General features: G+C 50.1%; 11 protein-coding genes. 8 read left to right on the forward strand and 3 right to left on the reverse strand.

Annotated features, from left to right (window positions below; genetic code table 11):
* Positions 1–201 precede the first annotated feature (201 nt).
* Together AC1S52_RS32210 and AC1S52_RS32215 are read left to right on the forward strand one after the other, a co-directional pair.
* Entirely contained in the window at positions 202–1,017 is an 816-nt protein-coding gene (locus AC1S52_RS32210) for a prohibitin family protein (protein ID WP_482033141.1), read from the forward strand.
* Positions 1,018–1,262: 245 nt separating this feature from the next.
* Positions 1,263–1,526 carry a hypothetical protein gene (locus AC1S52_RS32215; RefSeq protein ID WP_482033142.1) on the forward strand — a complete coding sequence of 88 codons (264 nt, stop codon included), beginning with the start codon at positions 1,263–1,265 and terminating at the stop codon, positions 1,524–1,526.
* Positions 1,527–1,540: 14 nt separating this feature from the next.
* Here AC1S52_RS32215 and AC1S52_RS32220 read toward each other — a convergent pair whose 3' ends face one another.
* Positions 1,541–2,740, reverse strand: a complete 1,200-nt coding sequence (locus AC1S52_RS32220; protein ID WP_482033143.1) for a DNA replication/repair protein RecF — start codon at positions 2,738–2,740, stop codon at positions 1,541–1,543.
* Between the two features lie 77 nt (positions 2,741–2,817).
* Positions 2,818–5,652 carry a cation-translocating P-type ATPase gene (locus AC1S52_RS32225; protein ID WP_482033144.1) on the reverse strand — a complete coding sequence of 945 codons (2,835 nt, stop codon included), beginning with the start codon at positions 5,650–5,652 and terminating at the stop codon, positions 2,818–2,820.
* A gap of 107 nt (positions 5,653–5,759) precedes the next feature.
* Between AC1S52_RS32225 and AC1S52_RS32230 the strand changes: the two genes are divergently transcribed.
* From AC1S52_RS32230 to AC1S52_RS32250, 5 genes are all read left to right on the forward strand, one after another.
* Positions 5,760–6,953 carry an ATP-binding protein gene (locus AC1S52_RS32230; protein WP_482033145.1) on the forward strand — a complete coding sequence of 398 codons (1,194 nt, stop codon included), beginning with the start codon at positions 5,760–5,762 and terminating at the stop codon, positions 6,951–6,953.
* 422 nt (positions 6,954–7,375) lie between these two features.
* Positions 7,376–7,921 (forward strand): FHA domain-containing protein, encoded by a 546-nt coding sequence (locus AC1S52_RS32235; protein WP_482033146.1) that lies wholly within the window; start codon positions 7,376–7,378, stop codon positions 7,919–7,921.
* 266 nt (positions 7,922–8,187) lie between these two features.
* Positions 8,188–8,442 (forward strand): hypothetical protein, encoded by a 255-nt coding sequence (locus AC1S52_RS32240; RefSeq protein ID WP_482033147.1) that lies wholly within the window; start codon positions 8,188–8,190, stop codon positions 8,440–8,442.
* A gap of 136 nt (positions 8,443–8,578) precedes the next feature.
* A complete protein-coding gene (locus tag AC1S52_RS32245; protein WP_482033148.1) occupies positions 8,579–8,989 on the forward strand; it encodes an alr0857 family protein in 411 nt (136 codons plus the stop codon).
* 516 nt (positions 8,990–9,505) lie between these two features.
* Complete coding sequence (locus AC1S52_RS32250; RefSeq protein WP_482033149.1) at positions 9,506–9,940, forward strand: Fur family transcriptional regulator; 435 nt, start codon at positions 9,506–9,508, stop codon at positions 9,938–9,940.
* 8 nt (positions 9,941–9,948) lie between these two features.
* On the opposite strand, the gene AC1S52_RS32255 is transcribed toward AC1S52_RS32250, so the two are convergent.
* Complete coding sequence (locus AC1S52_RS32255; protein WP_482033150.1) at positions 9,949–10,104, reverse strand: hypothetical protein; 156 nt, start codon at positions 10,102–10,104, stop codon at positions 9,949–9,951.
* Between the two features lie 173 nt (positions 10,105–10,277).
* Between AC1S52_RS32255 and AC1S52_RS32260 the strand changes: the two genes are divergently transcribed.
* A complete protein-coding gene (locus tag AC1S52_RS32260) occupies positions 10,278–12,146 on the forward strand; it encodes a hypothetical protein (protein WP_482033151.1) in 1,869 nt (622 codons plus the stop codon).
* Positions 12,147–12,327: the final 181 nt, after the last annotated feature.

Genomic DNA, 12,327 nt, shown 5'->3' on the forward strand with positions numbered 1-12,327 from the left:
GTGGCACAAATCGCCTACTATACCTGGCTCTTTCCCCATAGGGGCTAAACTTACGCCGCGCAGTACTAGAGTAAACATTCTATTGCTTCTATTTACAAGGCTTTCAGCCTACCATTCTTTGACTACTCGAAAATAGGAACCCTTGCAGATACCTTACATAAACACCTATCGTCATAGAGTGCCTCATAAAGGAAAGACGACGTGAAAACACAAACACAAAATTGGTTAACCACAGTAGGACTGGTTCTGCTGGGGATTCTTGCTTTCATCGGACTAAATTCCTTTGTCATCATCAATCCTGGTGAGGCGGGTGTCTTAAGTGTCTTGGGAAAGGCGCAGGATGGCGTATTACTGGAAGGAATACACTTGAAGCCACCGCTAGTTTCTAGAGTCGATATGTATGACCTGACCGTGCAGAAGTTTGAAGTACCTGCCCAGAGTTCTACGAAAGACTTGCAAGAACTCACTGCTAGTTTTGCTATCAACTTTCGGCTGGATCCGACTCAAGTGGTCGGGATTCGACGTAAACAGGGCACACTGCAAAACATTGTGGCGAAGATTGTTGCTCCCCAAACTCAGGAGTCCTTCAAAATTGCGGCTGCCCGCCGCACTGTAGAAGAAGCGATTACGAAACGGGATGAACTGAAGCAAGACTTTGATATTGCTTTGGGTGGGCGACTGGAAAAGTATGGAATTCTTGTGTTAGATACCAGTGTGGTAGACCTGACCTTTTCAACCGAATTTTCTAAAGCCGTCGAGGACAAGCAAATTGCTGAGCAACGGGCACAGCGAGCTGTTTATATTGCTCAGGAAGCTGAACAGGAAGCCGAAGCAACCGTTAACCGGGCAAAAGGGCAGGCAGAAGCGCAACGATTAGTGCGGGAAACATTGACTCCAGAGCTATTGCAGAAGCAGGCGATCGAGAAATGGGATGGTAAGTTTCCGCTGGTTACTGGGGGCGGCAGTACTCTACCTTTCATCAACATTGACCCGGCAAAGGTGCAGACAAAGTCCTAAACATGGCAGGTTTAATGACTTCGCATCGCAAACTGGACGGGTTTGAACGGTGCCAATATTAGCTGCGTCACGATACTGGTTGTAGCGATCGCGATCCTAACCGACCGTCAACTTTTGTAGCTTATACATCTGTGGACTTATGGCAAGTAGAGTTAATCTTTTTTAACATGGAGTTACAACAGGTCATCCAGCTTTAGCAGGTGTTCTGTTTCTTCTGTTATCTTGCTCCAGGTTGAGATCTCATCATGAAAGAAAAACCAGCAGAATTTCACCCAGTATTGTGGGAATTGAAGCGGGGCATCTGGTTGTTAGGAGTTTCTTCCTGGCTATTTGGAATCACCGACCGAAGCATTGCTTCCTTCTCAGATGGCTATCTGTCCGCATTAGACCTGGTGCAGCTACTGACCGCATCCTTCTTTTTTGTTGGCTGGTTATTCCTGAAGCCAGGTCAGTCTGGACAAAGGATTCGGGGTTCGGAGTTCGGAGTTCGGGGGAGCAGCTTAGAGTAAAGAACTCTCAACTCTCAACTCTGTAAAAACACTTGCCCTGCTTTCACCGAAAAGATTTGGGAAGAGCGAAGCCATTGTGCTTCGAAGGCTCCCAGGTGGGTAGTGGTGATTAGCGTTTGGTAACGATCTTGAATGGCATTGAGTAGTTGGTTCTGACGATGAAGATCTAGCTCTGCTAGAACGTCGTCAAGCAACAGTAGGGGTGAATCGCCAATCACATCCTCAATTAGTTTCAGCTCCGCTAGTTTTAGCGCCAGCACCAGGGTTCGCTGTTGTCCCTGGGAACCGTACTGGCGTGCCGAGGTCTGGTTGATTGTGAACTCGACTTCATCCCGATGGGGACCAACTAGGGTGTTGCCCTGGTATTTCTCGGCGATCGCCCGCGCCTGAATTCTCTCCAAAAATGTCTGCTTCACAACTGCCGGATCATCTTCCTGCAACGGCACATTTGGCGCATAACGGACTTCTAGCTCCTCAGTGCTGCCGCTAATTTCCCGGTGCCAATAGGCGGCTAGTGGAATCAACCGCTGCACCACTCTGGCTCGCCGTCGGATGACACGAGTTCCGGCGGCGGCAAGTTGAGCATCCCAAAGGGCTAGTTCAGTGGAGGGGGAGGAAGTTTGGGAAGAGGGAGAAGAAAGGGGAAAGGGGGAAGGAGCAAATTGAGCGATCGCTACGTCTCCTTCCTGGCTTCTAGCTTCTGGCTCCTGACTCCTTTTCAACAGTGCATTTCGCTGGCGTAATACCTGGTTGTACTGTTGCAAAATATAGGCGTAAACAGGTTCTAGCTGAATCAGTAGTGAGTCAAGCCAGTTGCGCCGTTGCTCTGGTCCACCCCGGATCAGGTCCAGGTCCAAACTGGAGAATTCAACGACATTCAGAATGCCCAGAAAATCTAGCTGGCGGCGAAGGGATTCGCCATTCAGGGCAACGGTACGACGACCGTTGCTCCGTAGAGTCATGGCAAGTTCGACTGAGCCGAGGTTTCGCTCCAATTGTCCGGTGATTTGGGCGATCGCTGCCCCGCTCAAGACCAAATCGCGATCGCGGGAAGTGCGGTGCGATCGCAACGTTGAAAGCAGTTCGACGGCTTCCAGCAGATTTGATTTTCCCTGGGCATTATCGCCAACCAGAATAGTTTTTGGTGCGTCAAACTCCACCTGCTGATCCAGGTAGTTGCGAAACTGCCGCAGGTGGAGAGAACGAAGGTACATGGGAAAAGCAACTCATAACTCTCAACTCATAACTCGTAACTCATAACTCTCAACTCTCAACTTTTAACTCTCAACTCTCACCTGATTCCCTTCCTCCTGGAATACCAGCGAAATACTAACTTTTCCAACTCGATCCAGACAAACATCAGCATGCTGAATCCTAAACAAACGCCAAGCTCAGGCAGGCTGAGATAGTGGGTGCCAAAGAAACTGCGCAGGAAGGGGACATAAATCAGCATCAACTGCAAGAAGGTGGTCAAGCTAACCGCAACCAGAACGTAAGGGTTGGAGAACGGGTTTAACTCGATGGTCAGTTGAGTATTGGAACGAATTGCCAGGGCGTGTCCCATTTGGGCAACGCATAGCGTCGTAAACACCATTGTTTTCCAACGTTCTGGATCGCCGGGTGTGTATTGGACATAGTTGTAAGCCCAGACCATCAGACTGATTGCCAGAATGGATAGGATGATGCCAATCCGGATCATGTAAGAACCCAGCCCCCGGGCAAAAATACTCTCACTGGGATTGTGGGGAGGGCGCTTCATCACATTCGGTTCGGCAGGTTCCACCGCCAGTGCCAGTGCTGGCAACCCATCTGTCACCAAATTCATCCACAAAATTTGTAGGGGTGTCAGCGGAACCCCCCCCAGCCCAATCAGAGGGGCAGCTCCAATCGTAATTAATTCACCAATGTTGCTACCCAGAATGTACTTGATAAAGCGGCGAATATTAGTATAAACAACCCGCCCTTCCTCGGCAGCGGCAACAATCGTGGCAAAGTTGTCATCCATCAGTACCATGTCACTGGCATCTTTACTGACATCAGTACCTGTAATCCCCATAGCAACCCCAATGTCTGCCTGCTTCAGGGCGGGAGCATCGTTGACTCCATCCCCAGTCATGGCAACAATCTGGTTCTTGTGTTGGAGTGCCTGCACAATTCGCAGCTTGTGTTCTGGCGAAACGCGGGCATAGATGCTGACCTGACCAACTTCCTGTTCCAGTTGTTTCAGATCCATTTTTTCCAGATCGCGCCCGGTCAAGACCCGATCGCCCGGTTGGGCAATCCCTAAATCTTCAGCGATCGCCTGGGCAGTCAACTGATGATCTCCGGTAATCATAACTGGGCGGATCCCAGCGTCCCAACAGCGAGCAACCGCCTCCCTGACTTCCGGACGGGGGGCATCCAGCATTCCCGCCAATCCCAACCAGACCAAATCCTGCTCGGTCTGCTCATCCGAGCCTTCAACTGGAATTTCTATTAATGGCTTGCAGGCAAAACCGAGTACACGCAGACCCCGCCCTGCCATCTGGTTATTCTGCTCTAAAATCTGATGGCGTTGAGTATCCGTAATTGACTCAGCCATATCCCCAACCTGAATCTGGGTGCAGCGCTCCAAAATCAGCTCTGGGGAGCCTTTGGTAAACATCATGTAGGGGGCTGGACTGTTGCCAGTTGCACGGTTGCTGCTTGCCTCCACTACCACACTCATCCGCTTGCGCTCTGAAGAGAAGGGAAACTCAGCCACGCGGGGAAATTTGTCAGCCCACAGATCCTTCTGAAAGCCTGCCTTGCCTGAAAGGGTGAGCAATGCACCTTCCGTCGGATCGCCCAGAATTACCCACTCGCCCACTTCCTTTTGCAACACTGCATCATTGCAGGTAGTACAGGCAATCAGCAGGTTCAGCAATTCCGGCTGCTCTTGAGGATTAATCGGAGACAAAGATGGGGAATGCTTGACCACATGAAAGTCGCCCATGGGGTCGTAGCCTTCACCGGTCACATGGAGAGAGGCATGGCTGGTATGGACATATTGCACCACCATTTTGTTTTGGGTGAGCGTCCCGGTCTTATCCGAACAAATGGTCGTCACAGAGCCAAGGGTTTCTACTGCTGGCAGCTTGCGAATCAAGGCATGTCGCCGCACCATGCGTTGAGTCCCCAGCGCCAGCGTCACGGTAATCACCGCAGGCAGCCCTTCGGGGACGATCGCCACTGCCATACTGAGCGACACTTCTAAAAGTTCTTTCCAACTTTGCAAGCCTAGGTGAATCATGCCACCAATGACCACCAGGGCAACCAGGGTCATTGCCCCTGCCACCAGGGCTTTGCTAAGTTGATCCATCCGATTTTGCAAAGGGGTTGGCTCCGCTTCAACCGACTGGAGCATGGTAGCTATACGTCCCAGTTCAGTTTCCATCCCAGTGCAGGTGACGACTACGGTGCCACGCCCCTGGACTACTTCAGTGCCCTGGAACACAAGGTTGACGCGATCGCCCATTGGCGTATCGTCCGGCAACTCCACATTTGCCTGCTTACCAACGGCATGGGCTTCGCCAGTCAGTGCCGCTTCTCGAATTCGCAGATTAGATCCTTCAATCAATCGCCCATCAGCCGCAACCTGAACTCCCGCCTCAAGCAGCATAATATCGCCCGGAACCAGCTCCTTGGAGTCAATTTCACCAATCCTGCCATCGCGGATAACGCGCACTCGGGAGGTAGCTAGTTTCTTCAGGGCTGCCAGATCTTTTTCTGCCTTGCTTTCCTGTAAGTAGCCCAACAGTCCATTCAAAATGACGATCGCCAGAATGGCTATGGTGTCTTTAAAGGGGATTTCTCCAGGGGAAAGACTTCCTGCCCGTAAATCGACAAAATCAAGCACACCGGAAATGATTGCCACCACAATCAGCAAAATCAGCATGATGTTGGTGAACTGTTCCAGGAGAATTTGCCAGGTGCCCCGCCCTCCTGTTTCGGTCAGCTCGTTGTATCCGTAGCGCTCAAGCTGGATCGCGACTTGCTGATCGGTTAACCCCGACTGGCGATCGCTCTGCAACTGCCCTAAAGTCTGTTCAACCTCAAAGGTATGCCAGAGCGGCACTGAAGTCGTCACGGGGGAATTTACAGTCATGGGAAGATTTTGTAAAGGATGCTATAACACCTACAGCACTTGATCATAGTGCCTAAACTGAGACTACGGCACTATTAAATAGTATTAAGCTCCCTAGATATTTCTCTATGATTGCGAACCCGTTCATTCCTCAAGCCCTTGTAGGCAGACGTGCAGAACTCAATCAGATTGCCCACATCCTGGCGTCAGATGGCGATCTGCTGCTTGCAGGAGTGCCGGGTAGCGGACGGCGCACCCTACTTCGCCATGCAGCCCAAACCGTTGGTGCCCAGGTCATTGAAATTGACTGTTTACGGGCAACAGACAGTAACCGATTTTTACAATTGCTGGCTGAGGGGATTATTTTAAATTTTCAGTCAGATTCAGAACTGGACCTGATCGAACATTGGTCGATTGATCAACCGATCGTTTTAGAACGAACCAGCAGCAGGCAGCCCTGGCTATCCTGGCACCTGTCATCCAAAAATGAATGGCAGCTTTTTCAAAGCCTGCTGTCATTGCCTCAAGCATTGGCAGAGCAGCTTAACTGTCGGGTTGTCTTGGTGTTCATGAACTTTCCCCACATTCGCTCCTGGGATCGTTCTGAAAAGTGGCAGAGCTATCTACGCCAGGAAATTCAGATGCAAACGCGGGTCAGCTATGCTTTGATTTCGACCTTTGCGGAAAGCTGGGTCCAACACAGCAATATGCAGGTAGTTAGGCTGGGACCGTTGAAAAACGAAGACCTCCAGCCCTGGTTGGAGTCCAGCATGGCAACGGTAGGGTTACAGTTTGAACCTGACAGTGGTGCGCTTCAGCTATTTTTTGATTACGTGCAGGGGCATATGGGAGACGCGATCGCCCTTGCCCGCCGAATTTGGTTAGATCGGAAAGTAGAGGAGCAGAGGAGCGGAGCGGAAGGGAGAGGGGAGATGGGAGAGGGAGCAGGGAATAACCCAGAATCACCAACCACTAACCACCAACCACTAACCACCACTTCCCCCTCTCCCACTTACTCCATCCACCCCCACCACATTTACCGCAGCGCCCTCACTCTGGTTGAAGATTTGTCTTTCACCTTTGAGTCCTTAGTGCTACTGCTGCCCCCCAGTCAAGTACGGGTGCTCGAAAGTTTGGCACTTGATCCGACTGATAGCCCCCATTCCCGTGAGTATATTCAGAAACATCGGTTATCTCGCGGGGGTGGCTTGCAGGGAGCTTTGGCAAGTTTGGAGCAAAAGGGTCTGGTTTATGGACCGGAGTATCACTACCGGATCACTCTTCCTTTACTTGGGTTTTGGCTCAAGCATCGCTTAACTTAAAAATTGCTGATTAGAGAATCAGTATATTCACGGTATTTCCTTAACAGAAGTTTATAACCTCTTCAAGAACTTCAACTCAACCCAATTCCTGTGTAAAGGTTTTAAGAAGGTTTTCTGTCGCACGGTTGTCATTCCCACGTATTCTGCGGTTTAGTCTACGTAATTAACCTGTGTCACTCAACTGGGTGAAGAGGAATGTGAACAACTGGGTTAGACCCGATGCATCGAACGCCAACCCAAGGCTGGGGTGAGAATCAGGTTGCAAATGTCCGCCTGCGCCTCAGAAAGAGACCTTTTACAAGGTTTCAGTTGGGTTAGTCACTGCTAATGGATTGCACTGAATCTTATCAGGGGTTTAGGGTCTGGTGATTCAAGCCTTACTTGTTGTTGTACAGCAAATTGTTCTTCCAGATTAGGTATCCATGTTGAATCTAAAGCTCTCCAATTCTTCTGATGGACGTGCCATAAACTTCCTGAAGCAAAACCCGTCGATTTCCCAAACGCTAATTGCTGAGGTAGGGGAAGATTTTAGTCGGGTGACAACGCTGATTGAGCCGATTTTGAATGCCCCCAGTCGATGTGAAGTCAGTTCTTACTATATTCAGGCAGTTACGACTGGTCGGACAGCTTTCCTAACGACTAACTTACCGGATATTGACAAAACCCATGTCACAGAAATTGGCTCAGGTTGGCTGATTGGGCGTAGTCCCAACTGTGCGATCGCCCTGGAAGAACTTTCCATTTCCCGCTGCCATGCTGTCATTGGGCACCGTCCGAACCGGGGATTCTATATTATTGATGTAGGCAGCAGCAATGGCACTTTCATCAATGGTTGCCGTCTCGCGACCCTGAAACAACGATTTCTGGAAGATGGAGATTTGATCGAATTAAGCCATACTCGTGTAGAGTTTTTTGTTGCAGGGGTTAGAGAGCCGGTTGGCGTAATTGAGGAAACCCAGGCGCAGTAATTGTTCGCTCATGCAAATAAACTTTTACTTTCTAAACCCTGTGGAATAAGCTGCTGAGCAAGTTTCCACAGGGTTTGCGCTTTTTAAGGAAAGAAAATTCAGGTGCTTTCCGTAATGGCACATTTTTCCTATGTAGCCCCGTAAAAGGGACTTCTAGCAACCCTAAACAAAAACTACCTTGAATAAAAACTTTAAACAAGGTAGTAGACAAATGAATACTACATCTGTAGTATGTAAGCAGTAGATTTTTTAGGTCTAAGCCTTCCATGATACGCACCACTCTATTGACCTTACATTGCACGAGCGATCGCCGACCTGCCATCAACAAATGGGCGGCATTTATTGTGCTGTCTGGGTTTGAGGGAATGGTGCAACTCGTCTATGGAAAATTCATTAACGGCAAATCCATTGATGGCAAATCCATTAGTGGCGGCAGAATTTTGGGTGCGATTCCGGCAGGGCTGAATTTAGATCCACTACAACCGAGCGGGAGGTGCAGGCATAGGCTTGCATCTACATAGGTCGAACGTTAAGCACCTAAGCTTTACCCCCGCTCCTGGATCTCAGCAGCGGGGGTAATTTTTTTCAGGAGTTTCCGGCAATGCACGTCTCCCCCTTTCCCCTCCATACCCCTACCCCAACCAAGGAGCCAACAGAATGTTGAAGCTCACCTACACTGAAGTCGGATTACACATGGAGCGCATCGCAGCTCTTCTAGAGACATTTGTTGCTCAACGAGTGGTCCTCGCTCTCCGGACTGGTCAAACTCTGCACATGGAACCCGGAAAAGCATCCTTCCTGGTACCTGCTGATGCCCCTGGACTGAGTCACTTAGAGATAACATTGCGGCTGAAGCACAGCCAGGACATCACCATCACACCCGTCGATGAGGATTTTGTGGAAATGAGCCTGCACGGTATTTGGGTTGCCCACAGTGCGGAGGCACACGAAGGAATGTTTATCACAACCCTTTGCGATTTTCATTCGGAAACCTTACGTGAACGCGCAGAGTTCTTTGTCCACAAATTGTGGCAATCAACCCAGACCGAAGTGTCTTCGTTAGCGTAATGCTTTGGGAGAAGCGAGAGGCGAAAGGGGTAAGGAGTGAGGCAGGAGAAAGATAAAGAGCAAAAAAATGAATGTCTTTAATCTCAACTCACCACTCCTGCCCCACCCCTAACCTTGTAACCTCTCCCCTGCATCAGGCTCAATCGAGAAGCGCTATAAAACTAAAGTAAAGTGGTAGCGAGTTTGGGTTAGCCCGTGGTATAACTGTATTAGGTAAAAAAGCCCACAGGGAAGTTATTACATCAGACCTTATCTCTAAGGCTAAATATGGCATTTCTTCCGTATGTTGGGTTCGTTGCTGATTTAGAGGATGAATTCAGAATTGAGTGAGTTGGAACGAAACTTCGATTTGTCTAACTATTCTAGTAACGTCTATTGTGCAGTCCCCTTGAAAATCTCTTCGCTTGAGATGCTGGAATTTCTGCAACTTCTATAGTGGTAAGCTACAGTGAATTTTAGGCGAGAAGACGGCATAAACAAACATCCTGGTCAAAAGCGTTGAGTATGCAGAATGATGTGGCTACTTTAAAACCCATTCGATCCCTGGAGGATGCTCTGGATCGGTGTCAGACATTGGGGATGCGTCTGAGCCGTCAGCGTCGCTTTATATTGGAACTGCTTTGGCGTGACCAGGAACATTTGTCTGCTCGGGAAATTTACGATCGCCTGAATCGTCAGGGCAAAGATATTGGGCATACCTCGGTTTACCAAAATTTGGAAGCGCTTTCCAGCCAGGGAATTATTGAATGCATTGAGCGTTCAGATGGCCGGCTCTATGGCAATATTAGCGATTCTCACAGCCACATAAACTGTCTTGACACGAATCAAATTCTAGACATTCATGTGGAATTGCCAGAATTTTTAATCAAACAAATCGAAGCGCAAACGGGCGTTTCAATTACCAATTACCACATCGATTTTTTCGGCTACCGAAATGCCGATAAAGCTTGAGCAGCGTATTAACTTCCACGATTAAAGTAGTAGGTGGAATCAAAGGTTGGGGTACGTGCCTCAACCTGATTTTGTAGTTTGAGCCATAGGTAATCCGTCCCAAACGGCTGAGGGGCGGGTTGACTGATATGGTTGCCCCGGTTGATATAGCTATTAGACGACACCGATCGCTTGGATCCGTGGAAGCTTTAAACCCTTTCACAAGCAAGGGAGAAATTGTGTTTAATCTTTGCGTGACGGTTACTTCACTGCTTCAACTTGGGTGGTAGCGCGTACAATATCGGCAAAGTCAGGCAAGCGTCGGAATTTGTGGGGGTGCTTGGAATTGGGGGAATCGATGCAAGAGACTTCTGAAGGAACTGAAAGAAACATTGATCAGGAACAGATGCCATTTCACTCTGGTAGGCACCGATTCCACATACCACAACTGGTTGGCGGTATTCGTGCTGCGGCAACCCCCGCTCTCTGGCTGGGGCTGTTGGCGCTTTGTGGTGGTATGGCAACCACTGCCTATCTCTGGCTAGCCTCAATCCCTCCTTTACCTGAGTGCAAAAAGATTGCGCCACTGGCGCCCGACTCTGAACGCCTGTACTGTGCCGAACGAGCAGCCCGGTCAGGTAAGCCAGAAGCCATTCTGGCTGGCTTTGCCCTGGTAAAGAGTTGGTCTACGAACCATCCCCTCAGTTACCAGATCAATCGGGCGATGAAGGACTGGTCAAAGGTGCTCCTAAAAAATGCCCGCGAAAAAGCTGAAAAAGGTGACATACCCGGCGCGATCGCCCTGGCTAATAAAATTCCTGCAACCAGCCCCATTCACAAAGAAGTGAAAGCCGCGATCGCGGGCTGGCAGAAAGATCATGATCAGGGCAAAACGCTGAAGAAGACGTTTCAATCTGCGCTGAATCAGCAAGACTGGATCACCGCAGAGGAGCACATTCTGGCATTTTCCAGGTTGAAGAAAGATGAGGGTTGGCAGGCAGAGGTGAAACGCCTGCGACAGCGACTTGCCACAGAGCAGAATGCCCGTCAGCAGCTTCAAGAGCTGCAATGGCAGGTAGAGGATGCGCCCTATCGGGCTGAGGTGCTGGCTCAAGCGATCGCCCAGGCAAAGCAAATTACGCCTGGTATCTATACCCATACGGCAACGAAAGCATCGATTGCCCAATGGACTCAAGCTTTGCTGGATATGATCTATGACCAGTTGAGTCAGCAAGATGTCGCCGGGGCGATCGCAACGGCTCAGGTGCTTCCCTTTGAGGTCGCTCCACCCAAAAATATCAATGATCTCGTCTGGTTTAGCCGCGCTAAGTCTCTGGTTGCCAGTCGATTTTCCAAACAGCCGCTATCCGAACAACTCCAAAAGGTATGGGTAACCATGACTCAGATTGGGCAGTTTCGGAAAACCAGCTCTTTTTATCAGCAGTCCCAGGCAGTCATGCCCCAGTTAGAGCAGCAGCTTCAAGACCTGACCCAGCTTCAGGCTGCCAGTTCTGCTGCCAGTCTGGGGCAAATTCCCTCGTTTCAACTTGCCATCCGCATGGCGGAGAGCATTACCCCTAACCGTCCCCAACGGCTCCATGCTCAGAGTTTGATCGCCCGCTGGCGGCAAGACATGCAGCAGGTGGCAGATCGTCCGACCCTGGTGGCAGCCCAGCAACTAGCGGCAGAAAATTCAGTTCCCAAATTAAAACAGGCGATCGCCCTGGCTAAAACGATCACCCTGAGACGAGCACTGCGATCGGAGGCACAGGCAGCCATCTTTAAGTGGAATCGCCAAATTCAGACGATTGAAGACCGTCCGATTTTGGAACAGGCAACTACCCTGGCAAGCCAGAAAAAACTCAAGGAAGCGATTCAACAGGCGAATAGAATTGCTGCCGGTCGGGCACTTTACAGCGAAGCCCAGGCATCCACCCGGAAATGGACCCGACTGATTCAAGTGGCGGAAGACCAGCCCACCCTCAGCCGTGCCAAAAAACTGGCAGAGGAAGGAAAACTTTCAGAGGCGATCGCGGAAGCATCGAAAATTGGCTACGGACGAGCGCTCTACAATGATGCTCAGAGTTCCATTTCCAACTGGAATGCTCAGATCGAAGCCGCCAGCCAGCGGGCACAGCGCTATGCCCCTCGGCGCGATCGCGGCGACTATTACTCCCCCCCATCCTATGCCCCCCGTCCCATGCGCCGACCAAGTCGCTATTTTTAGGTGTTAGGTGCTAGGTGCTAGGTGCTAAGGGATGTGCCCCCAACTGAACCACTATGCACTGAAAGTGCATAGGTTCCTAAAGGGCTGAAAGCCCAAGTTAATCTACTCAAGTAGGAAGTTATCGCGCTCCTGATTCGATGGACTCCGATGATGCTCTAAATACTCCTCACTAACTGCTCAG

It is taken from the genome of Kovacikia sp. CALU 1929 (assembly GCF_056784235.1).